Raw genomic sequence first — 2783 nt, 5'->3', positions numbered from 1 at the left:
CGATCGCGGCCATGGCCGCTCCCACAGGGGACACCGCCGGGCAGCACTTAGAGCAGCGGCGACCCCAGCCTTGCCAGCGCCTCCGGCAGGCGCGCGCTCCACAGCGGACGCTCGCGGTCGTCGCGCACCCGCGGGGCGGAGGCGAGGTCGTGTTCGAACAGCTGTGCCAGCTCGCCGGCGATCTGCGCGTCGTGGAACAGCACCGACAGTTCGAAGTTGAGCCGGAAGCTGCGGTGGTCGAAGTTCGCCGAGCCGATCAGCGCGAATTCGTCGTCGACCAGCAGCGCCTTGGTGTGCAGCATGCGCGGCCCGTACTCGTAGACTTTCACGCCGGCGGCGAGCAGGTCGTCGAAGTACGAGCGCGCGGCCAGCGTCACCAGCAGGCTGTCGCTGCGCCGCGGCACCATCAGGCGCACGTCCAGGCCGGCCAGCGCGGACGAGGTCAGCGCCATCAGCGCGGCGTCGCTGGGCACGAAGTAGGGCGTCGACAGCCATACCCGCCGGTTCGCGGCGTGGATCGCGGACACGTGCATGCGGTGGATCGACTCCCAGGGCGAGTCCGGCCCGGACGGCAGCACCTGCGTCGGGATCGGCCCCGGCTGGCGTCCGGGCAGGTCGCGCTTCAGTTCCGCCAGCAGCGCGCGGCTCTGCGTGGCGTACATCCAGTCCTCGACGAACACCACCTGCAGCAGCCGCACCGCGTCGCCCTCGATGCGCAGGTGCAGGTCGCGGTAGGCGTCGTCGCGCAGCGCGTCGTTTTCCTCGTCGGTGATGTTGATGCCGCCGGTGAAGCCCAGGCGCCCGTCGATCACCACGATCTTGCGGTGAGTGCGCATGTTGACCCAGGTCCGGGTCCAGATCCGGCCGAAGCGCGCGGGGTGGAACCAGGCGAACTCGCCACCGGCTTCCAGCAGCGGCGCGAAGAAGCGCTTGGTCGCCCTGGACGAGCCGACCGCATCAAGCAGCAGCCGGACCTTGACCCCGGCGCGGGCGCGTTCGACCAGCGCATCGAGCAGCGAGTTGCCGGTGCTGTCGGGCTCGCAGATGTAGTACTCGAGGTGGATGTGCTCGCGCGCGCCGCGGATGGCCTCCAGCAGTGCCTCGTACTTGGCCGCGCCGTCGACCAGCAGCCGCACCGAACGCGCGGTGGACGGCGGCAGGCCGGTCGACGTCGCGCCCAGCTGCGACAGCTCGGCGGATTCGTCGCGGTCGCCGTTGCCGTCGACCTGCTCGGCCGGCATCCGGCTGCGGCTGCGGCGCAGGCGGTGGCGCTTGATCTTCTGCGGGCCGAAGACCTGATAGACCAGCAGGCCCACCACCGGCAGTGCCGCCAGCCCCAGCAGCCAGCTCAGCGTCGCCACCGGTTCGCGCTTCTGCAGCACGATCCAGCCGCCCAGCCAGACCATGTATGCAATCCAGATCGCGAAGACGTAGAGGTGGACGTGCGGGATGGCAGTGAACGCCTGCCAGGCCTCGCGCAGTGCATCGAGCATGTGGTGGGTCCTGCCGCGTCGTGTCGACGGAATGTCGCGACCGCTGCGACGCGAAGCGACTAGCCTAAGCGGATGCACGACGATGGCAAGGTGAAGCTGGCGATCCACGGCGCCCCGAAGGGGCGCGGCGCGGCGTCGTACGTGAGCGGCCGCTTCGAAAAGCGCGTCGCCCGCAGCGTGGACGACGGCTGGGGCTCGGCCTGGGACGCCAGTGACGCCGCCGGCGACGCCGAGCCGCCGCCGCACCCGGACACCCGCGTCACCGAGGAGCGCGCCCGCAGCATCATCAGCCGCAACCAGTCGCCGGACGTGGGCTTCGACCAGTCGGTCAACCCGTATCGCGGCTGCGAGCACGGCTGCGTCTACTGTTTCGCGCGCCCCTCGCACGCCTACCTCGACCTCTCGCCGGGGCTGGACTTCGAGACCCGCCTGTACGCGAAGACCAACGCCGCGCAGCGCCTGCGCGAGGAGCTGGCGCGGCCGTCGTACCGCTGCAGCGCCATTGCCCTGGGCATCAACACCGACGGCTACCAGCCGATCGAGCGCCAGCGGCGCATTACCCGCGGGCTGCTGGAGGTGCTGGCCGAATGCCACCACCCCGTCAGCATCGTCACCAAGAATGCGCTGGTGCTGCGCGACCTCGACCTGCTCGCACCGATGGCCGACCGCGGCCTGGCCAGCGTCTACCTGTCGGTGACCACGCTCGACAACCGGCTGGCCGCCAGGATGGAGCCGCGTGCGTCGGCACCGCACACGCGGCTCAAGGCGATCCGCGGCCTGGCCGAGGCGGGCGTGCCGGTTGGCGTGCTGGTGGCGCCGGTGATCCCGATGATCACCGACCACGAGCTGGAAGCGATCCTGGAAGCCGCGCGCGAGGCGGGCGCCCGCGGCGCCGGCCACGTTCTGCTGCGCCTGCCGCACGAACTCAAGGAAATCTGGCGCGAATGGCTGCAGCTGCACTACCCCGAACGCGCCGCGCACGTGATGAGCCTGGTGCAGCAGATGCGCGGCGGCAAGGACTACGACGCGCAGTTCGGCAAGCGGATGCGCGGGGAAGGGCCATTCGCCGACCTCATTGCCGCCCGCTTCGCGCGCGCCTACCGGCGGCTGGGATTCGAGCGGCTGCCGGAGCTGGATGCGACGCAGTTCGTGGCACCGAGGAAGCCGTCGCCGCAGGGCGAGTTGTTCTGACCCGAACAACGCCTTTGCCCTTGCCCTTGCCCTTGCCCTTGATCTTGATCTTGATCTGGATCTGGATCTGGATCTTCAGCTTCTGAAGATCCAGACGCC

The 2783-nt window shown here is 70.1% G+C and carries 2 protein-coding genes; one reads left to right on the top strand and one right to left on the bottom strand.

Translation table 11 applies throughout. The annotated features are described in order from the left end of the window. Positions 1 to 47: 47 nt before the first annotated feature. A complete protein-coding gene (gene cls / locus ABD679_RS00920; protein ID WP_344758040.1) occupies positions 48 to 1493 on the bottom strand; it encodes a cardiolipin synthase in 1446 nt (481 codons plus the stop codon). A 72-nt stretch (positions 1494 to 1565) separates the two neighbouring features. Between cls and ABD679_RS00915 the strand changes: the two genes are divergently transcribed. Continuing rightward, positions 1566 to 2684 (top strand): PA0069 family radical SAM protein, encoded by a 1119-nt coding sequence (locus ABD679_RS00915; RefSeq protein ID WP_344758039.1) that lies wholly within the window; start codon positions 1566 to 1568, stop codon positions 2682 to 2684. Positions 2685 to 2783: the final 99 nt, after the last annotated feature.

Origin of the sequence: Luteimonas lutimaris, from assembly GCF_039537065.1 — a bacterium.
In the GTDB taxonomy this organism is placed as follows: domain Bacteria; phylum Pseudomonadota; class Gammaproteobacteria; order Xanthomonadales; family Xanthomonadaceae; genus Luteimonas; species Luteimonas lutimaris.
The sequence above is the reverse complement of the archived record's forward strand: the minus strand, read 5'-3'. Positions and strand labels throughout refer to the sequence as shown.